The organism is Engelhardtia mirabilis (assembly GCF_007748095.1).
In the GTDB taxonomy this organism is placed as follows: domain Bacteria; phylum Planctomycetota; class UBA1135; order UBA1135.
In genome coordinates, this window is record NZ_CP036287.1 from 3,410,112 (window position 1) to 3,429,670 (window position 19,559).

13 protein-coding genes are annotated in these 19,559 nt (G+C 70.4%); 8 read left to right on the plus strand and 5 right to left on the minus strand.

All coding sequences use genetic code 11. The features are described from left to right. Positions 1-69: 69 nt before the first annotated feature. On the minus strand, positions 70-534 hold the full coding sequence (locus Pla133_RS12530; RefSeq protein ID WP_145065720.1) for an Lrp/AsnC family transcriptional regulator: 465 nt from the start codon (positions 532-534) through the stop codon (positions 70-72). Between the two features lie 195 nt (positions 535-729). Between Pla133_RS12530 and Pla133_RS12535 the strand changes: the two genes are divergently transcribed. Beyond that, complete coding sequence (locus Pla133_RS12535) at positions 730-1,998, plus strand: threonine/serine exporter family protein (RefSeq protein ID WP_145065722.1); 1,269 nt, start codon at positions 730-732, stop codon at positions 1,996-1,998. A 448-nt stretch (positions 1,999-2,446) separates the two neighbouring features. Here the strand turns inward: Pla133_RS12535 and ahcY are convergent, their stop codons facing one another. Then, positions 2,447-3,922: an adenosylhomocysteinase gene (gene ahcY, locus Pla133_RS12540; protein WP_145065724.1), complete on the minus strand. Its 1,476-nt coding sequence runs from the start codon at positions 3,920-3,922 to the stop codon at positions 2,447-2,449. A gap of 66 nt (positions 3,923-3,988) precedes the next feature. Beyond that, a complete protein-coding gene (locus Pla133_RS12545) occupies positions 3,989-4,975 on the minus strand; it encodes an ArsR/SmtB family transcription factor (RefSeq protein ID WP_145065726.1) in 987 nt (328 codons plus the stop codon). Positions 4,976-5,121: 146 nt separating this feature from the next. On the opposite strand from Pla133_RS12545, the gene Pla133_RS12550 reads away from it, so the two are divergent. Genes Pla133_RS12550 through Pla133_RS12565 form a run of 4 tightly spaced genes read left to right on the plus strand, consistent with a single transcriptional unit; the run spans position 5,122 to position 11,064 of the window. Continuing rightward, on the plus strand, positions 5,122-6,942 hold the full coding sequence (locus Pla133_RS12550; protein WP_145065728.1) for an ATP-binding cassette domain-containing protein: 1,821 nt from the start codon (positions 5,122-5,124) through the stop codon (positions 6,940-6,942). An 11-nt stretch (positions 6,943-6,953) separates the two neighbouring features. Next, on the plus strand, positions 6,954-7,925 hold the full coding sequence (locus Pla133_RS12555; protein ID WP_145065730.1) for a PDZ domain-containing protein: 972 nt from the start codon (positions 6,954-6,956) through the stop codon (positions 7,923-7,925). Next, positions 7,922-9,394, plus strand: coding sequence for an FG-GAP repeat domain-containing protein (locus Pla133_RS12560; protein ID WP_145065732.1), 1,473 nt, complete (start codon positions 7,922-7,924; stop codon positions 9,392-9,394). The genes Pla133_RS12555 and Pla133_RS12560 overlap by 4 nt, the downstream gene beginning before the upstream one ends. Further along, entirely contained in the window at positions 9,391-11,064 is a 1,674-nt protein-coding gene (locus Pla133_RS12565; protein ID WP_145065734.1) for a hypothetical protein, read from the plus strand. Before Pla133_RS12560 ends, Pla133_RS12565 begins: the two co-directional genes overlap by 4 nt. A 101-nt stretch (positions 11,065-11,165) precedes the next feature. Here Pla133_RS12565 and Pla133_RS12570 read toward each other — a convergent pair whose 3' ends face one another. Next, on the minus strand, positions 11,166-13,376 hold the full coding sequence (locus Pla133_RS12570; RefSeq protein WP_145065736.1) for a GreA/GreB family elongation factor: 2,211 nt from the start codon (positions 13,374-13,376) through the stop codon (positions 11,166-11,168). A gap of 139 nt (positions 13,377-13,515) precedes the next feature. Continuing rightward, positions 13,516-14,706, minus strand: a complete 1,191-nt coding sequence (locus tag Pla133_RS12575) for a class I SAM-dependent rRNA methyltransferase (RefSeq protein ID WP_419192436.1) — start codon at positions 14,704-14,706, stop codon at positions 13,516-13,518. A 155-nt stretch (positions 14,707-14,861) separates the two neighbouring features. On the opposite strand from Pla133_RS12575, the gene Pla133_RS12580 reads away from it, so the two are divergent. From Pla133_RS12580 to Pla133_RS12590, 3 genes are read left to right on the plus strand one after another with little or no spacing between them, the layout of a single operon-like run. After that, positions 14,862-17,027, plus strand: a complete 2,166-nt coding sequence (locus tag Pla133_RS12580) for an amidohydrolase family protein (RefSeq protein WP_145065740.1) — start codon at positions 14,862-14,864, stop codon at positions 17,025-17,027. Next, entirely contained in the window at positions 17,024-18,235 is a 1,212-nt protein-coding gene (gene dusB / locus Pla133_RS12585) for a tRNA dihydrouridine synthase DusB (protein ID WP_419192437.1), read from the plus strand. The genes Pla133_RS12580 and dusB overlap by 4 nt, the downstream gene beginning before the upstream one ends. Further along, positions 18,228-19,535 carry a BaiN/RdsA family NAD(P)/FAD-dependent oxidoreductase gene (locus tag Pla133_RS12590; protein WP_145065742.1) on the plus strand — a complete coding sequence of 436 codons (1,308 nt, stop codon included), beginning with the start codon at positions 18,228-18,230 and terminating at the stop codon, positions 19,533-19,535. The genes dusB and Pla133_RS12590 overlap by 8 nt, the downstream gene beginning before the upstream one ends. Positions 19,536-19,559 lie beyond the last annotated feature (24 nt).

The following is a 19,559-nucleotide window of genomic DNA, read 5'->3' on the forward strand; positions in this document are numbered from 1 at the left end:
GCAGGTTCTGCTCCCTGCGGCGACTTCTTCGTGCATCGGGTGCTTCGCGGAACCGATCCTGCCGCAGCTTCAGCCGTCGAGCAGGTCGGGGAAGGTCGGCCGGCGGTGGTGCTCGTAGACCAGCACCGTGCGCACGTCGGCGACCTCCGAGCGACCGCCAATCTGGCCCATGGCAATGTCGCGCAGGTGATCCGTGTCGCGGGCGGCCACGTGCAGGAACAGGTCGTCGTTGCCGGCCACGAGGAACACGTCGACGATCTCCGGCAGGCTCAGGAAGTAGTCGATCACCGCGCGGCTGTTCTTCTCGCCGTGGTCGGCCAGGCGCACGGCGACCAGGGTGCGCAGGCCGACGCCGAGGGCCTTGGGGTCGACGTCCGCGTGGAAGCCCCGCAGCACGCCGTCGTCGCGTAGACGCTGGACGCGGGCGTGGCAACTGGAGGGAGCCAGGTGGACCCGGGCGGCCAGCTCCTTGTTCGACAGGCGCGCGTCCTGGGCGAGCTCCGCCACGATGCGGCGGTCGATTCGGTCGAGCATGGGAAGGCCAGGGGGTGAGGGGATGGCGGCGGGGTGACTCGATCGGCTCGGGGGGGGGCTGGCAGGCTGACTTCCGTCGATCCTGCGCCGGTTGGCCCGGGCACTGGTCCAGGATTCCGCCAAGGGGGCCCGCCAGGGTCCAACTCCGAAGATCGCTCGGGGAAATACTGCCTCATCCGGCGTTAGTTTCAATCCGTGCGAACCATCTCGACCGATCTGCGGGGACGCCCCGCTCCAACCGACCTTGGCTCTGCCCCCCGAACACCCGAGGAGCTGATCGAGCTGGGGGACCTGCTCTTCGACCTGGCCGTCGGACTTCACCGCGCCGGGGCCTCGGCGACCCACCTGGAATCGGCCCTGGGTCGCTCGGCCAAGCGGCTCGGCCTGCGGGCCCAGATCCTGGGCACGCCAACCTCGCTCTTGGTCGACATGGACGATGGCCGCGGGGTGCGGCTGGCCCGGGTCGAGCCCGGGGAGCCGAACCTCGAGCGCCTGGCCGACATCGACAGCCTGCTCGAGGAGCTCGAGGAGGGGCAGGTCGGTCCGCGGCGCGCCTTGTACCGGCTGCGCTCGATCGTTGGTCGCCGGCCCAGCTTCGGTCCGGGGCTCGAGCTGGCGGCCGTGGGGGTCGCATCGGGTAGCGCCACTGTCTTCTTCGGTGGCGGGGCGGCCGACGTTGCCGTTGCCGGGGGGCTCGGCGTCGCGGTGGCCGTGATGGGGCGGTTGTCGACCCTCTCGGAGCACCGTCGTCCCCTGTTCGAGCCCGGCGCCGCCCTCCTCGCGGCGGCTGCGACCACGGCCCTGGCGCGCCTCGGCCTCCCGATCGCGCCGCTGATCGTGACACTCGCGGCGCTGATCGTGCTGGTGCCTGGCTACTCGCTCACGATCGCCCTGGGCGAGATCGCCGCGCGTCACCTGGTGTCGGGCACCGCGCGCCTGGCGGGAGTGATGGGCACCCTGCTCGGCATGGGCCTGGGGATCGGCCTCGGCCGGGCGCTCGGATCGCTGGTGCCGCTCGAAGTCGCCCACTCGCCGACGCCCCTCGGCGAATGGGCCCTCTGGTCGGCGGTAGTGATCGCGTCCCTGTGTTTCTCCGTGCTGTTCCACGCGCGCCTGCGCGACGTGCCGATCGTGATGTTGGCCACGGTCACGGCATTCGTGGGCGCGCGTGCGGGCGCAGTCGTCCTCGGCCCCGAGCTGGGAGGCTTCGCGGGAGCACTCGTGCTCGGCCTGATGGGCAACCTGGTCGCACGCCGCACGCGGCGACCGGCGAGCACCGTCGTCCTCCCCGGCTTGATGGTGCTGGTGCCAGGAAGCATCGGATTCAGGGCCGTCGCCCTGTTCCTCGAGTCGGCCCCGCTGGACGGACTTGCGACCGCCTTCCAAACGGCGATCGTAGGTAGCTCCCTAGTCGCTGGCCTCCTGGCCGCGAACATGCTGCTTCCGCCGCGTCGCAGCTTGTGAGCATTCGCGTGGGTGGTGCTTTGGAGCTCCGCCACGTCGACATGCGATCCTGCGCCCCACTAGAGCATCAGGCGCCGTAGACCTGTGGTGCCCAACCAAACAGCTGCCACCTAGTGTCCTGGATCAGCAATTCGGCGTCACCTCCCGGGCTCCGATCGCCGCTGGCGTCGCCTGCGCCTCCTCCGAGTATCGCAGCGGATACGCGTCGTCGGCACGCCTAGCCAGCATCGATCGAACCTCCGGGAAGTGACGCCGAACTGCTGATCCAGGACACTAGTCGTGCGAAAAAGGCCCTTCGTCATGGGCCAGCTGCGCAGGTCCGGCTCCTGGCGGAGTTGCCCCCGAGCGGTGAGCTCAATATCCCCCGACAACGCGCGACGGCGCGCCCCCCGTGGGGGACGCGCCGTCGCGATCCAGTCTCGGCGCCGCCTGGGACGCCAATCTCGGCCTAGTAGCGGTAGTGCGCGGGCTTGAACGGCCCGGTCGACGGCACGCCGAGGTACTTGGCCTGGGTCGGGGTCAGCGTGGTGAGGTTCACGCCGAGCTTGCCCAGGTGCAGGGCCGCGACCTTCTCGTCCAGGGACTTGGGCAGCACGTAGACGGCCTTGTCGTACTTGCCGCTCTTGTCGCCGAAGAGCTCGATCTGCGCCATCACCTGGTTGGTGAAGCTGGCCGACATCACGAAGCTCGGGTGGCCCGTGGCGCAACCCAGGTTGAGCAGGCGCCCCTCGGCCAGGATGATCACCGAGTGACCGTCGGCGAAGGTCCAGGAGTCGACCTGGTTCTCGTGCTCGCGGGGGTTCTTGATGTTGACCTTCTTGATCCCCTTCAGCTTGGCCAGGCCGGCGATGTCGATCTCGTTGTCGAAGTGACCGATGTTGCCGACGATCGCGTTGTGCTTCATCTTCGACATGTGCTCAGCCGTGATGACGTCACGGTTGCCGGTCGCGGTGATGAACACGTCCGCGGTGGAGAGGACCGACTCGAGGGTCGTGACCTCGAAGCCTTCCATTGCCGCCTGCAGCGCACAGATCGGGTCGATCTCGGTCACGATCACGCGCGCGCCCTGGCCGCGCATCGACTGGGCACAGCCCTTACCGACGTCGCCGTAGCCGCAGATCACGGTGACCTTGCCCGACAGCATCACGTCGGTGGCACGCATCACGCCGTCGACGAGACTGTGACGGCAGCCGTAGAGGTTGTCGAACTTGCTCTTGGTGACCGAGTCGTTGACGTTGATCGCGGGGAACAGCAGCTCGCCCGACTCCTGCATCTGGTAGAGGCGGTGCACCCCGGTGGTGGTCTCCTCGGTGACGCCCTTGATGCCGGCGGCGATCTTGGTCCACTTGTCGGTGGACGCGGCCACGCTCTTCTTCAGCAGCGCGATGATCTCGTGCCACTCCTCGGGGTCGTCGTCGGTCGCGTCCGGCACGGAGCCGGCCAGCTCGTACTCGCGTCCCTTGTGGACGAGCATGGTCGCGTCGCCACCGTCGTCCAGGATCATGTTCGGTCCGCCGTCGGCATCGGGCCAGGTCAGCGCCTGCTCGGTGCACCACCAGTACTCGGCCAGGGTCTCACCCTTCCAGGCGAAGACCGGCACACCCTGGGGGTTCTCGGGGGTCCCCTTCGGACCGACCGCGATCGCGGCGGCCGCGTGGTCCTGGGTCGAGAAGATGTTGCACGACGCCCAGCGCACTTCGGCGCCCAGGTCGACGAGGGTCTCGATCAGGACCGCCGTCTGGATCGTCATGTGGAGCGAGCCGGTGATGCGCGCGCCCTTGAGCGGGAACTGGCCGGCGTACTCGTCGCGCAGGGCCATCAGGCCAGGCATCTCGACCTGGGCCATCTCGATCTCTTTGCGGCCGTATTCGGCCAGGGCGAGGTCGGCGACCTTGTAGTCGATCTTGGTGGTGGTGGTGCTCATGGTGGGTCGGGTTGAGGTTCGATTGCGGGCTTGCCGCGTCTTGCGTGGAATGAACAGTGCCTGGGCTCAGGCGGCCGGAGCCGTTCCGCGAGCCAGGTAGAGGGGCAGTTCGGCCGTCTGGCCTTCGGGACCGACGGGCCGGTAGCGATCGTCGACCGGGTCGAGGCTCACGCGTTCGAAGCCGGCGCGGCGCAGGCCGTCGAGCACGTCGGCGGGCTCTAGGCCCAGGTGCCGATCGCCGAGGGCGGGGCGCAGCCAGCCTTCGCGGTGGGGCATCAGCTCGACGATGGCGACATTGCCGCCGGGAGCGAGCACGCGCCGCATCTCGCGCAGGGGCCGAGCCAGGTCGGGCAGGTGGTGCAAGACCATCGAGGCGACGACGCCGTCGACCTCGCCGTCGGCCAGGGGCAGCGAGTCGAACTCACCCTGCCGGAACTCGAAGCTCGCACCTTCGCTGCGCGACTCGAGCCGCTCGCGCGCCTGGCTCAACATGCCTTCGGAGCGGTCGACGCAGATCACCCGCTGCACCAGAGGACGCAGTGCGTCGGCCAGGTAGCCCGTCCCGCAGCCGAGGTCGGCGACGGTCAACCGCCGCGGCAAGAGGTGCGCCAGGGCCCGTTGGCGAGCCTGGCCGGTGGCGAAGTCGCCGGCGATGGTGTCCCAGCGCCCGGCGACTCGATCGAAGAACTCGTCCTCGCGGTCGCGACGCTCGGCCAGGATCAGGTCCAAGCGGGTCAGGTCCGCGCCGTGCTCGGGGACCGCGGCGAGCTCCTCGCTCAGGCTGACCCACAGGCGCGCGGCCAGGCCGTCGCCGGGGGAGAGGCGCAGGTAGTTGCTCGTTCCGGCGTGGCGCTCAGCCAAGAGACCCGCGTCGCGGAGCTGCCGCAGGTGATTCGAGACTCGACTCTGAGCCATGCCGAGGCAGCGGCTCAGCTCGCCGACCGACAGCTCCTCACGCTCGAGAAGCCCCAGGATCCGCAGGCGGGTGCCATCGGCCAGGAGCTTCAGAAGGCCCGTCAGGGCCCGTTGGGAGGGGTCGGATACGATCACCACGGCATGAAGTCATAACATCATGAGGTCGTGATGCAAGGGCTCCACCGGAACTTATCGGCCGGATCGCCCCGGCGGCTTGCGTGCACTTCGTGCCTGCGCCCCGAGTTGCCTGCGAGATCCCATCGGCGGCCACTACCCTGACGGCCATGGCATTGCGGATCGAGGGGCTGCGGGTGTCCTACGGTTCCCGGCGGGCTGTGGAGGACCTTTCTCTGGTGGTCCCGGACGGCTCGATCACCGGGTTCCTGGGGCACAACGGCGCGGGCAAGACCAGCGCCATGCGAGGGGTCCTGGGCCTGGTCCCCATCCGGGCCGGTCGAGTCTCCGTGGACGGTATCGACGCCGGCCGCCACCCGGCCCGAGCCCGCGCCCGTATCGGTGCCCTGATCGAGACCACCTCCTTCCAGCCCGGATGGAGCGCCCACCGCAACCTCACGGAGTTGGCGCGCCTGGGCGGAGCGAGCCTGCCCGACGCCCGCCGCGACGCCAGCCACCGCCTGGAGCAGGTCGGCTTGACCCACGTGAGCGCCGAGCGGCCGTCGAGCTTCTCCCAAGGCATGCGCCAACGCCTGGGTTTGGCCCAGGCGCTGCTCGGCGGGCGCCGCACCCTGCTGTTGGACGAGCCGACCAACGGCCTCGACCCGGAGGGCATCGCCGAGCTCAGTGCCTTGCTGGTCCAATTGCGCGATGAGGAGGGGGCGGCGATCCTCCTCTCGAGTCACCTGCTCTCGGAGGTGGAGGACCTGTGCGATCGCATCGCCGTCCTGCGCGAGGGGCGCCTGGTCGCTTCGGGCACCACCGAGCAGCTCCTCGTTGGCGCGGGAGCGCCCCATCGCGTGCGCGTCAAAGAGCCGCTGCGGGCCACGACCCGTCTGACGGAGTTGGGGATCAGCTCCCAGGTGGACGGCGCGCGGGTGGACTTCGAGCTGGGCGGCGCCGAGCCCGCCGAGGTGCTCGAGAGCCTCGTCGCGGCCGGCGCAGGCGTGGAGCGCTTCGGGCCCCAACCGCGCAGCTTGGTCGGTCTCTACCGACGGGCGACCGAGGGCGAGTTCACTGCGGAGTCCCTTCCGCCCGCGCCCTCGCCCGACCCCCACGCCAGGTCGGCGCCCAGCGGGGTCTGGCGCCTGCTGCGCTTCGAGTTGTCGCGACTCGCCGGCAGCGCCTGGATCCTGGCCCTGCCCGCGGTCCTGGCCGGAATCTCGGTCGCTCGCCTGGCGGCACGCGCGCGGGAGGCTGCGGCCCAGGTGGAGGCCGAGGGCCTGTTCAGCGCCACCGAGCCCACGGCCTTCGCCGCCACCGCCGCCGGACTCGCCGTGGCCCTGCCCGCCGCCGCCCTGATCGCGAGTCTCGGCGCGAGCCTCCTGGTGGCCGGCGAGCTGGGTCGCGGGACCCTGCGGAACGTCGCCCTGCGGCCTCTCACGCGCCTGCAGTTGCTCGCGGGCAAGGCCAGCGTCGCGATCGGCCTGGGACTCGCGGCCTGGTTCTGCGCGGCGATGACCTCCCTCGTCGCCGCCGCGATCTGGTTCGACTTCGGCGACCTCGAGGAGGTCCTCGTGACGGGCGATCGCTTCCCCCTGATGACCGCGGCCGAGTTGTGGCCCGAGCTCAACGCCGCGCTGCTCGGCACCCTCGTGGCGATGCCGGCCGTGGCCGCCGTGGGGTTCCTGGTGGGCGTCCTGACCCGCCGCGGGGTCGTGGCCGTGGTACTGGCGCTGATCATCCACCAGCTCCTGGACGGCGCGCGCGCCATCGCTCGGACGGGAGATTGGGAATGGATGCTGCCGTCCACGTACCTGCCTTCGCCGCTCGGTGATTCGTCACGGGTTCAAGCACTGGCCCTGCTGTCGGACGGCGCCACCAACGCGCCCTTCGAATACGTGGCCGGTGAGTGGTGGGTGCCCCTGGCCTGGACCGTCGCCTGCCTGGTGTTGGCAACGCCAGTTCTGCTCCGCCGCTCCATTCCCTGACCCTCGACTCCATGCTCGCTCGAGTTCTGATCGCAATACTGCCCGCCGGTCTCGGTGCCTGCGCCGCGCCGCTCGCGCTCCAAGCGCCGCCCCTGGCGGAGTTCAGCGAACCCGTGGCCCTTCTGACCGAACCCGACGACGAGGCCCTGCGCCAGGAACTGCCCCTCGGCAGCTTCAGTGGCCTCGAGGTCGGCGACTCTCGCGACACGCTCGCGTCCTTGACCGAGGCACCCGTGGGTTTGACGGTGACCGCGGTCGTTGAGAACTCGCCGGCGGCGGCGGTCGGGCTGGAAGTGGGGGACTTGCTGCTGGAGGCCCGGGTGGGGGCGGAGCTCGTGGAGCTGTCTTGGCCGAGCCAGTGGCGCGCCCTGGAACTCGAGAATCCCGCCGGGACCTCGATCGAGCTGCTCTACGACCGCGCCGGCTCCGAGCGCGAGGTGACCCTGACCTTGGTTCGACGGGTCGCACCTGCCGGCCGGGGCGAGACCGAGCGCTTCCGCGAGGATGACCACGTGGGCGTGGTCCTGCGTACCGCCACCGAAGTCGAGGCCCGGACCGCCGGTCTGGCCCCGGGCGCGGGTGCCGTGATCGTCGGACTGGCCGCATCGAGCCCCTGGCGCGACGCGGAACTGCGCTTCGCCGACCTGATCACGGCCGTCGACGGGGTCGAAGTGGCCTCGCCCGAGGTCCTGCTCGACGCCATCCGCCGCGCGGACCGGCGCGCGCGACTCTCGCTCGAGGTCTGGCGAGAGGGACAGATGGTCACGACCGAGGCAGCGGTGTCGCGCAGGATCAGCGCCGTTACCGACATCTCGCTGCCGCTGATCTTCAGCTACGAACGCCGGGCACGGGTGCGGAACTGGTCCGCGATCCTCGGGCTCCTGCACTGGGAATCGACCTCGAGCTCCTGGAGGCTGCGCCTTCTGTGGCTGTTCAACCTGTCGGGCGGCGAGACCGATCGCCTGCAGGAGGTGGACGGTTGAGCGCCCTGCTCGTCTCGGCCCTCGCGCTCGCCGTCGCTCAAGGCAGCTCGCCCGTGTCGGTCCAGGCCCTCGCGGTCGCGACGGAAGAGAAGATCGTGGGGCTGTGTTCCGGCGATCTCGACTCGGACGGACGCGCCGACCTGGTGATCGCGGTGCGGACCGCGGACAAGTCGATCGAGCTGCGTGCACGCCTGCGCGCGGCAGGTGGTCAACTGGCCCCCGAGACCGCCTGGCGTCAGCGGCTGCCCGGCGATGTGACGGCTTTCGCGATCGGCGAGTTGACCGGCGATCCGGGCCGCGAGGTCCTGCTGCTGGGCGGCTCGGGTGCCTTCGTCCTGGCGCCCGGGGCCGAAGAGGCTGCGCGCTTCTCGCGCCTGTGCGGCGCTGACTTCCTGTGGCAGGTGCCGGTTCCAGGGGAACTGCTCGCCTGGCCCGATGCGATCCTCGACCTCGACGGTGACGGCGACGATGACCTCCTGATCCCCGAGCCCGCGGGCTACCTCGTTGCGCGTCAGGACCGCGGGGCAATCGACGACCCATGGAGCGACCAGCAGCGCATCGACCTGTCCGCTTCGGAGCTCGAGCGCGCTGCCCGCGAGTCGACCTTGGACATCGCCATTCGCATGCGTCCGGATGCGACCCAACGGGGCGCGCGAACCCTGGCCGAGGTCAGTGAGCGCACGTCGGTCCTTTGGCATGGCGCTTGGAACAACGACGGACGCCTCGACCTGGCGGCCCTGGCCGGCCAGCAGCTCTCGGTCTGGTTGGGCGGCGACGAGTTCGCCGAGCCCAAGGACCTGAAGTTGCCCCTGACCGTCGACATGGAGCGTCGCCTCGACGTGTCCTTCGCGGTCCACCTGGGCGACGTCACCGGGGACGGCCTGGCCGATGCAGTGATCGCCGCACGCGATCAGAAGGCCTCCAAGGACCGCACCCAGGTGCTGGTCTACGGCAACTTGGCGGCGGGTTTCGAGCGACCGGACCAGGTGCTCGTGATCGACGGCCTGGTGGGCTCGACACGGTTGCTCGATGTGGACGGCGACGGCGCCCAGGACCTCGTGGTGACCGCCATCCGGGAGGACTTCCTCGACACCCTGCGTAGCGGCGGAGGCGAGTCGGTCGAGGTCGAGCTCTACGTCTATGCCAGCCGCGAGGGGCGTTTCACCCGGTCCCCGATCCTGCGCCACCGGCTGGTCTTCCCCGGCGATGTGCGGGATCCGTTCTTCGATCTGTGCGCCGACGCCACCGGCGATGGAGGTCGAGATCTCCTGGTGCAGACTGCGGCGAATCGGCTAGAGCTCTTCTACGTCCGCATCCGCGGTGACGAGTGGAGCGTGGTGCCGCGCAGCCTGTGGCAACGGGGCTTGGCCAAGGACTCGTCGATCCGTCCGCTGGCCGGTACGGAAGCGGGGCGCAGCTACGCCGTCGTCGAGGAATCCCAGGTCCTGCTGCTGGTGGTGGGTCGGTGATCGGCGTTTGCTTGAGCCTCTTGGCCGTGCCGACCTCGGACCTGCGGGTGACCCAGGTCCTGGCCCCGACCGCGAAGGTCGTCGTGGCCGCCCCCCTGCGCTGCGGCCCGGACGCGACGGTTGACCTCTTGACGATCGACGTCGAGGGGCAGGTGCGGGTCTACGGGACCGACGCGGCGGGTCAACTGCCCTTTGCGGCCCTCGCGCGCGGCTCCCTCGACCTGGCCAGCCCCTCCCGCCTTCTGGTCGACATCGGCCGGCTGACCGCGGACGACGGTCCGCCCGCTCTGCTGACCCTCTCTCCCCGCGGTTGCGAGTTGTTCGCCCTCGATGACAGCCGCACGCCCGCGGGTCCCGGTCTGCGGCTCGCGCGTCGCGCGACCTTCGACCTGCGCTTGGGTGCGCCCCAGGCGGCGCCTTTCATCCAGGACGTGGACGGGGATGGCCGCGTTGAGGTGCTGGTGCCCGAGGTCGGTGCCGTCAGTCTGTGGAACATGGCCGTCGAGGAGGTCGAAGGCCAGCCGCGCGCGAGCGCCAGCCGCAGCCTGCGCGTCGAGGCGCGGGCTCAGGTCGACCAGCAGACCGAGGCGCAGGATCTGACCGACACCCTCAGCTCGCGCGTGCAGCTCCCAGGCCTGTCCACCCTCGACCTGAACGGCGACGGGCGCTCGGATCTGGTCGTGACCGAGGGCACGCGGCGCGCCTTCCACTTGGCTCGGGCGGAGGGCGGCATCGCCGAGGCGCCTGACGTGACCTTGGACCTCGACCTCTTCCGCGATCCGAGCTCAACCGGCGGCGGCTTCGAACCGGGTCGCATCCTGTCTCTCGGCGGTGCCGCGAGCCTGGATCGGCGCGACCTCGACGGCGACGGCATCCAGGACCACGTGATCGTGGCCGGACGCAAGGTCTGGGTCTTCCCCGGCCGGGCGGACGGCCCCCAGTTCCAGGAGCCCTCGACGATCCTGAAGAGCGCCGAGGAGGTCACTGCCACCGCCATGTTCTCGATCGACGACGACGACCTGGCCGAACTGGTGCTGCTGCGCCTGAAGCTGCCGTCGGTCACGACCCTGGTGCTGGGGCTGGTGTCCTCGTTCGATGTGGAGTTGCGTGCCAGCGGCTACCGCAACCTCGGTGGCGGGCGCTTCGACACGAGCCCGGATTGGAACGGTGGCGTTCAACTTCGAGTACCTCCGATCCTCGACATCGTGCGCGACCCCTACGCGCTGGTCGAACGATTCAAGGCTCTGGGGGAGAGCTACGGCGAGATCCTGGCGGGGGACTTCGATGGTGACGGCGTCGAGGACGCGGCGATCGTCAGTCCCGACGGAGCCGAGGTGGAGCTGTGGCTCGGGGCGGAGGCGGAGCGGGGTGAGCTGACCCGCGACGACCTCGAGCGCGATGTTCGCACGGCGCTCTTCACCGATAGTGAGCGCGTATGGGACATCGATCGGCTGCTCGGCTTTCTCGGTTCCCAGGGCACCGACCGAGTCCAGCGCGTCACGGAGACCGCGACCCTGGCCGGTCGAGTCGAGCTGCCGGCGGTACAGGGCCGCCCGCTCGAGTTCCTGGTCGCCTGCGACCCCGATGGTGATGGCCGCGACCTACTCGTGGTCGGACTCGGGGACGATGCGGGCATCACGCGCCTGCACGTGGTCGAGCTGCTGCCCTGATTTCAGCAATCATCCGCTTCGAACGGAGCAGGGCGACCGTGCGTGACACGGTCGCCCTGCTCTGACTCACGACCTGGCGGGCCGCGGCGCGGACGGCACGCCTACTTGGTGCTCGCCGCTTCCTCGGCGCGCGAGATCAGCGGCAGAACTTCGACCGCGACGACTTCGATGTCCTGGGTGCCGGTGGGCAGCTTGACGGTCACCTGCGCGCCGGCAGGCGAGCCGAGAATGCTCTGGGCCAGGGGCGAGCGATAGCTGATGACGCCCTTGGCCGCCGTGTCCCAGGGACCCAGCACGCTGACAGTGCGTTCCTCGCCGGTATCGAGCTCCCGATAGGTCACTTGCGTGCCGGGGGCCACCACGTCCTGGGGGATCGCGGCGTTCTCGATGAGCTGGGCTTGGCGCAGCTCCTCTTCGATCTCCATGGCGCGCGCCGTCAAGGTGCGCTGGTCCTCCATGGCGGCTTCCCACTCGGAGTTCTCCGAGAGGTCGCCGTAGGAGGCCGCCTTGCCGATGGCCTCGGAGTTGGCGGGAATCTTGACCTCACGCAGCTCGCGCAGCTCCGCCTCGCGACGGGCCAGGCCAGCCTCGCTGGTCCAGATGCCATCTTCTTCCCAGAAGGGGCGGTTGGAGTCGCGGAAGATGTCGGGGAAGCGCTGCACCGCGGCGTGGGTGAAGGCGCGGTCGATCGAGCCGTCGACGCCCTTGGAGAGCATCGGCATCAGCTTGCGGACCTCGGCCTTGCTGGCGTCGGCCAGCAGCGTCTGCATCAGCGTCGGCTCTCCGTCGGAGAGCAGCGTGGTCAGGCGCGTCATCGTCCGCGTGCGGAAGACGTCGCCGGCACCGGCCGCGAAGAGCGACCCCGCCAACAACAGGAACGAGTGCAGACGCTGCACCGGCCCCGTGAACTCGCCCTGGAGTTTGCCGCGCTCGAACCACTCCGCGAGGCCCACGAACAGGGCCGGGTTGCGGGTGGGGCGGACCAGCAGGGAGGAGTAGGTCCCGGCCAGCAGGTCGGCCTGTTCGGCCGTGACGAGCTGATCGATCAGACCGCGCACCATGCCGGGGGGCGTATGCATGAGGTCGTGCATGGCGGCCGCGACCCAGCCCTCCTCGCCGTGCATCTCCTTGAGCAGGTCGATGCAAGCCTCCTGCTCGCGCGCGCCGGGCATCCGGTGGAACAGTTGCCACAGCTCGGGCACCACCGACGGGTCCGTAGGCGGCTCGGCCCGGTAGGCCTCCTCGAGACGCTCGCGCAGGGGCTGGGGTGTCTCGGACCGCTCGGCGCGCAGGAGCATCCAGGCGGCCAGTCGGTGTTCGTCGGCTTCGGTGGTGCCGTCAGCCAGCTCGTCGAGGGTGTCCAGCACGGCCGCGCGCAGCTCGTCCGACAGGTCCTTCTCGGTCAACAGGTCGCGTACCCGTGTGTTGGCGGCGCCCAGATCGCGCGCCAGCCGCAGCTGGCGACGCATCGAATCGGCCGGGTCGACCTCCTTGTCGAGCAGGCGGATCTGGGACTTCTGCCCAGTTCCAGTGACCTCGACCATGTTGGACTTCTCGGCCTCCTTGCGCGCCCGCCGCCACCAACTCGTGAAGGCGGTTCCCTCGAGCTTGACCTGGGCCATGGCGCTCTTGAGCACCACCTGGTTCATGCGGCCGTTGTAGCGCTTGAGCACGCCGACGAGACACTCGAGGGGCTCCTCCTTGAGCAGGCGCGACAGCTCGACCGGATCGCGCACGACCAGGCCGCGCAGGTCGTCCGGCTCGAGCACCTCGCAAGTCTCGATGATCGACTTGATCGGCATGCGGTCCGAGCGCCCGCTGGCGAAGCGCACCTTGGCCTCGAGGTTGGCCGCGTCGAGGTTGGTCACCTCGCCCACGCCCCAACCGGAGCGGTGGAACACAGCCGAACCCGGTCCCAGGTGGATCAGCTGACGCAGCAGGCGCCAGGCCTTGCGCACGTCGTCGGTGCTCTCGTGGAAGTCGACCAGGCGGGTGTAGTCTTCCCACCAGCCCTCTTGGCCCCAGCCGGTCTTGGCGTTGCGGAACAGCCGCGTGGACAGTTCGCCCGGCGGCCCTCCGCCGAGTAGGCAGCGCCCGAGCAGTTCGGCTGCGTCCTGGTGGCGCCCGTTCTGTTCGAGCAGGTCAGCGTGCTCCCGTACGAAGGGCAGCATGCGGGTCATGACCTTCGCTTCCGCGGCAGCATCGATGACCCAGAGCACATCGTCGATGGGTCCGTCCGAGAGCATGATCTCGGACCAGGCGTCTTCGAACGATTTCCAGTCTTTGGCGTGGAAGTGAGAAACGAGCGTCATGGATGGGTCTGGCGACGGCGGCGACGGCGGAGCGAGCCACACATGATGCCGCTCCACGGGAGCCGTGTCGACGCCGGGAAGGGCTGACTCTTATCTCTGGGGCTCCCAGATCCGAGTCCCGGCGGACCTGCGCGACGATTCAGTCGACCGCCAGGAGCGCGCCCTTCAGGTACCGCGAGCGCGCGAAGTCGGGCTCCTGCGGGTGATCCGGACCCGCGCCAACGACCTCCAAGAGCCTCAGACGCCGATCGGCGCGCCGACCGGCCTGGAAGACCATCCCCAGGAATGTGGGCAGATCCACGGCTCCGGAGCAGGAGAAGGTGGCCAAGAGGCCGCCGTCCGCCACGGCTCCCATCGCCAGGGTGTTGAGGTCCGAATACTTGTGCATTGCCCCGTCGGCATCCCGTCGGCCCGCCGCCAGCTTGGGCGGATCGAGGACGACCACCTGCCAGGTCTGGGCGGCCTCCAGGGCGCCGCGCAGGTAATCGAAGGCGTCCAGGTGGTGGAATTCCACGTCCAGGTCGTTGAGCCGGGCGGCCCGCTGGGCGCGTTCGAGGACGGTCTCGTCCAGGTCGACCGCGGTCACCGACCGGGCCCCGGCCAGGGCCGAGTGGAGCGCGAATCCGCCCGTGTTGCAGCACAGGTCGAGGACCGTCCGACCCGGCGCGAGACGCGCTACCCGCTGGCGGTTGTCGCGCTGGTCGCAGAAGAAGCCCGTCTTGTGCCCGAAGCCCGGCTGCACCGGATGGCGCAGCCCGTACTCGGTCACGATCGTCTCCTCGGTCTCGGGGTCCAGACCCTCCTCCATGCCGAGGTCCACGAAACCCTCCGCACGGCGGGCGCTGCCGGGCACACGGTGGGCGATGCGAGCCCCGGGGTAGAGCCGCTTCAGGGCCGTCTCGACCTCCGCGCGCAGGTTCCAGAAGCCCAGGGCGTGGTGCTCGCACACGAGCCAGGGGCCGAGCCGATCGACCACCAGCCCGGGCAACAGGTCGCCCTCGCCGTGGCAGACGCGGTAGGCGTCGGTGACCTCCTCGAGCCGCAGGGTGCGCCGCCGCAGGTCGGCGGCCCGCTTGAGGCGGTCGTAGAGGAAGCGCTCGGGGTGGGCCAGGGCGTTGCGCCGCCCGCGGTTGATGAAACGCAGCCCCACGTCCGAGTAAGGGTTCGCCAGGGCGTGTCCCACGAAGCGCCCGGAGGCGTCGATCACCTCCACCAGGGCGCCCGGGTGGACCTCCTGGTCGGCGCTGTCGATGCGGCGCGAGTAGATCCAGGGCCCACGGGTCAGTCGGTCGTCCGCCAGGTGGACCTGGGGCATCGAAGCGGCGCTCATGGGCGGGAGCATAACGCCGCAAGACCCACACGCCGGGGCTCGGACCTGGCCGCTGCCCGCGAAGTCGGGGACTGCGCGCCGAACGCGGGCCGCTGGCGCCCGGGGGGACCCGGCCGGTGCTCGCAGCCGCGCGGCCCGGCCGTAGACTCCTGCCGATGGTGCTCTCGACCCTTGCTACCGCCACCGGCGGCGCGCTCCTCCTCGACCTCGTCGCGCTCGTCGGCGGAACGGTTCACACCATGGAACCGGGTGCGGAGCCCCGGGTGGCGACGGTGCTGCTCGACGGCGACCGCATCGCGGCGATCGGGGAGGACATCGAGCTGGCCCCGGGAACCGTCCGCATCGACGTGAGCGGCAAACACGTGGTTCCGGGCCTGATCGACTGCCTGGTCAACTTCGACCCGGAGCACGACGCCCTGTATCTGGCCAGCGGCGTGACCACGGTGCGTGACGCCGGAGGCGACCTGTCTTCGGTCCTGGCCCTGCGTGACCGTGGCATCCGGGACCAGGGGCCGGGCCCCTGGCTGCTCAGCGCGGGCGCGGTACTCGACGGCTACCCCCCGGCCTCGGCCGCGGCCCTGGCCATCGGTCGCGTGGAGGACGTGAAGTGGCTGGTGGGGGAGCTGGCCAAGGCCGGCGTCGACTACCTCTCCGTGCAACCAGGCATCTCCGCCGAGGTCTACGACCAGATCCTGATCGAGGCCGCCGCTCACGAGCTCGAAGTCTGGGGGCCGCGGCCCACGGCGGTGGACCTGACCCACGCGCTCGAAGGTGGGCACCGCGGCTTCTTCGCCCTCGACGCCTTCCTGCCCAGTGGCGTGCGTTGGGAGTTCGTCCTGCCGATCGCGTTCAAGTCGGCCATCGAGCAGGCCGCGGCGTCGAACGTCGCCGTGGTGCCGGTCCTGGCGGGCGTCGAACGCATCCTGAAGGAGCCCGCGGATCCGGCCCCGGAGCTGCGCTACCTGGCGCCGGCCTACGAAGCCCTGTGGTGGACCGACTGGGAAATGCGCAAGGGTCTGCTGTCGGACGAGAACTACCGCAAGACGAGCGAGCGGGTGGACGGCAAGCGCGATGGCCTGGCGCGCGAGCTGCTCGCGGCCGGTGTCGACCTGATCCCCGGCTCGGCTGCGCCCCTGGCATGGGCCTTCCCCGGGCGCTCTTTCATCGAAGAGCTCGAGGCCTGGGTCGGCGCGGGCATCAGCCCCGAGGACACCTTGCGAGCGGCGACGGCTACTGCGGCGCGAGTGCTGCGGATCGACGACGAACGCGGCACTCTGACTCCCGGCAAGATCGCGGACCTGGTCGTGATCGACACCGATCCCCGCGAGAGCATGGCGGGTTTCCGCGCACCCGAGGTGGTCTGCGTGCGGGGCATGGTTCTGCGCAGCGACCTGCTCGCCGACATGGTCGAAGCGATCGGCCGCTCCCAGGACGTGGTCCGCGAGGAGAACCTGCGTCCGATCGCGATCGAGCTGCCAGAACTGCCGGAGGGAGACCTCCTGATGGGCGGCCAGGTCTCGACCCGTTCCCTCGGCTCGCGCCTCTCGTCGGAACGCTTCGCCGTGGTGCGACGCCTGGACGGCAGCCTTTCGTTCGTCGGACGCATGGTGATCCCTGCCTCGGCGCGCTACGACCTGTCGACGATCGACGTGGAACAGATCGTCGTGGGTGGCCAGTTGAGCGAGTTCCGCGTGCGCGCGGTCACCGGCGAGGAGGAGTTGGTCGTCGCCGGGCGTTGGGACGCCGGTCGCTTTCTGTTCCGCCGCTTCCTCAACGGCCAGAGCATCGACACCAGCTCCTCGGCGAACCGCACGGAGGTGATCAACATGGATCACCTGTCGGACACGATCACTACGGCCCTGGTGGTGGGGCAGATCGAAACCGATCGCGTGGCATGGGTCTCGGCCTTCGGCGCGCTCTACGAGCCGGTGGAGGTGCGCTGGGAGATTCAGAGCTCGGAGACGGGCTCGCGCATGATCCGCACCAGTGAAGGCGGGTTGATGGAGATGCACTTCGACGCGCGCGGCATGCCCACCGGTTGGGTGCGGGTGATCGGCGGGCGCCAGAGCGCCACGATCCTGGAGGCGGCCGAGACCTTCGGGGGCGCGGGGCTCCCGGTTCGCTTCCCGCGGCCGAAGCCGGTGGAGGCCGGTGCTCCCGCGGCTGGCGGCCCCGGGGCCGAGTCCCCGAGCGCGGGGGCCGTCGGTCCTCCGGCGCAGGGCAGCGACCTCGAGCCGGCCGAGACCGAGAGCGGCGTCGCCGACGGGCCCGAGTCCGCCGACGAGGCACCCCGCGAATCCGGCTCCGAGGACGGTGCGTGAGCGACGTCCCCGCGCGCCTCGCCTCGCCGCTGAACCGCGAGGTTCCGCCGGCTGCAGCCGGTGAGTTCGAGCCCCTGGGCCTCGGCTCGCTGCTGGTCTGGCCGCCGGTGGTCCTGGCGCCCATGGCGGGCGTCACGAACTACCCCTTCCGCAGCCTGTGCCGCGAGTTCGGCGCCGGTCTCTTCGTGTCGGAGATGATCACGGCCCGCGGCTACCTGATGGGCAATCGGCTGACGCACCTGTTGGCCTCCTCGAGCGGGGACGAGCGGCCGCGCTCGATCCAGGTCTACGGCTCCGATCCGATCGACGTGGGCGAGATGGTCCGACGCTTGGTGGGCGAAGAGGACGTCGACCACATCGACATGAACTTCGGCTGCCCCGTGCCCAAGGTCACCCGCGCCGGCGGCGGCAGCGCGATCCCGGTCAAGCCGCGGCTCCTGGCGCGGCTGGTGCGCGCCGCGGTGGCCAACGCGGGCGAGGTGCCGGTCACGATCAAGGTCCGAAAGGGCCTCTCGGACGAACTCGAGACCTTCCGGGGTGCCGGGCGAGTGGCCCAGGAAGAGGGCTGCGCGGCGATCGGGCTGCACGGTCGCACAGCGGCGGAGCTCTACAGCGGCGAGGCGGACTGGAGCGCGATCGGCGAGTTGGTTCGCGCGGTCGACATCCCCGTGCTCGGCAACGGCGACATCTGGGAGCCCTGGGACGCCCTGCGGATGATGCGCGCGACCGGCTGCGCCGGCGTGATCGTGGGGCGCGGCTGCCTCGGACGGCCTTGGCTGTTCCGGGAGCTGGCGGAGGTCTTCGAAGGCCGCGAGCCACAGCTCCCGCCGAACCTGGCTCGCATCGTTCAGATCATGGTCGACCACGCCCAGCGCCTGTGCGACTTCTTCGGGCCGGTGATGGGCATGCGCCAGATGCGGAAGTGGTGCTCCTGGTACACGAAGGGCTTCCGGGGCTCAGCGGCGGTGCGCGGGGCGCTCAACCGCGTGGAGTCGATCGAGGAGATGGTGCGCATCGTGAACACCCTCGACCTGGACGAGGACTTCCCCGAGACCGCCCTGCGCGCCCACCGCGCCAAGGGCAACAAGACCCAGCGGGTGACCCTGCCCGAGGGTTACCTGAACGACCTCGACGACGACACCCCGCCCAAGTCCCCCCACAGCGCCGAGGAGATCGAGGCCTGGGAGCAGACCCTCTCCGGTGGTTGAGCCGGCGGCGCGGGTGGAGGTCGGGGTCGCGATCGTCGGGGCCGGAGCGGCCGGCTTGTGGGCGGCGCAGGTCGCCGCGTCGCGACTGGCCGAGCTCGGGCGGCCCGATCCCGGCGTGCTGCTGCTCGAGAAGACACCGCGCACGGGCACCAAGGTGCTCGCCAGCGGCGGGACCCACTGCAACCTGACCACGACCCTGCCACCGGACGAGGCCGCGGCCCTGTTCGGCAAGGAGGCGGAGCGCTTCCTACTGCCGGCCCTGTGGAACCTGCCGCCCGCGGCTGTGCGCGAGCGCTTCCACCAGCTCGGCGTGCCGACCGTCGAAGCCCCGCTCGAGAAGATCTTCCCGGCCAGTGGGCGAGCCAAGGACGTGCGCGACGCCATGGAAGCGGCGGCCCGCGCGGCCGGCGCTTCGATCTGGCTGGATGCGTCCGTCGCGAGCGTGGCTCGCGAGGGCGAGCGCTGGCGCACCGAACTGGCCGACGGCCGCGTGGTCCTGTCGCGGGCGCTGATGCTGTGCCCAGGCGGCAAGAGCTACGCGGGCAGTGGAACCACTGGGGACGGCTACGTTTGGCTGAAGTCCCTCGACCTGCCGATCGTCGAGCCGGTGCCGGCCCTCGTGCCCCTGACCTCGCCCGAGGTCTGGGTGCGCGAGTTGACCGGGATCGCGCCCCAGGACGTCGAGGCGCGCCTGCTGTCGCCCAAGGGCAAGGTCCTCGCCACCCGCCGCCGGCCGGTGGTCTTCACGCACCAGGGCCTGTCGGGTCCCGGCGCCATGGACCTCTCCGAGCCGGTCGCACGCTACGAGGCAGGTGGGCGCATTGGACCCTTGCCGCGCCTGGCCCTCGACCTCGCGCCGGATCTGGGTCGCGACGAGCTGCGCGCGCTCCTGCTCGACGCCGCAACCGCCAAGGGAGCGCCGCGGTTGTCCCGCGCCCTGGGCCTCGAGCTGCCCAAGCGCCTGCGCGCGCAGATCGCGGCGAGCGCGGGTCTGGACGAGCTCGATCCCCGCGTCGGTCACATCACGAAGGCCCAGCGCCACGAGCTGATCGAGACCCTCAAGGGCCTACAGGTCCCGGTCGACGGGACCCTGGGCTACGACAAGGCCGAGGTCACTGCGGGCGGGCTGGCCCTCAAGGTCGTCGACCCGAACACCCTCGGCGTCCGCGGCCACCCCGGCCTCCACGTCTTTGGCGAGCTGCTAGACATCCAAGGGCCGATCGGCGGGCTGAACTTCCAGGCCGCGTGGTCGACCGCGGAGCTGGCCGCGATCGACGCCGTCGCGCGCCTGTCCACCTGATCGGGGCACGGCGCCGGCGCCCGC